The sequence below is a fragment of the Streptomyces parvus genome (genome assembly GCF_014648875.1).
GTDB classification, from domain to species: Bacteria; Actinomycetota; Actinomycetes; order Streptomycetales; family Streptomycetaceae; genus Streptomyces; species Streptomyces parvus.
The window spans coordinates 1-625 of the sequence record NZ_BMRY01000053.1 but is presented as its reverse complement, the minus strand read 5'-3'; the positions used below and the strand labels follow the sequence as shown (position 1 = coordinate 625).

1 protein-coding gene is annotated in these 625 nt (G+C 63.5%); it reads right to left on the bottom strand.

The annotated features are described in order from the left end of the window. Nucleotides 1-625: condensation domain-containing protein (locus IE140_RS35760; RefSeq protein WP_189461122.1), on the bottom strand; the 625-nt coding region annotated here is incomplete at both ends.

Genomic DNA, 625 nt, shown 5'->3' with positions numbered 1-625 from the left:
CGTTGCAGAAGGACGGCGACGCAGTCCCCGGGCCGGATTCCCTCGGCGATGAACCGGTGGGCCAGCCGGTTGGTACGGATGTCGAGTTCGGCGTAGGTGAGCGTCTGGCCGTCCGTGACCAGGGCGGGAGCGTCGGGTGTTTTCGTTACCTGGCGGGTGAAGACCTCCGCGACGGATTCCTCGGGTACCGGGTGGTCCGTGGCGTTGAGTTCGGTGATCGTCCGGTGGCGTTCTTCGGGGCTGAGGGCGTCGATGTGGCTGAGGGGTTGGTCGGGGTGGTCGGTGGCGGTTTCGAGGATGCGGGTGAGCCGTTCGAAGAGGGTGTGGACGGTGGTTTCGTCGTAGAGGTCGCTGGAGTATTCGATGGCGCCGGTGATGCCTTCGGGTTCGCCGTGGGGTCCGCGTTTCTCGACGAGGCTGAAAAAGAGATCGAATTTAGCCGTGCCCGTTCTTCCCAGCTCGGTACTTATGCTCAGCCCCGGTAGGTCCCAGGTGCTGTCGGGTGCGTTTTGGAGGGCGAGCATTATTTGGAAGAGGGGGTGGTGGTTGAGGGTGCGGGTGGGGTTGAGGATTTCGACGAGGTATTCGAAGGGGACGTCTTGGTGGGCGTAGGCGGTGAGGTTGG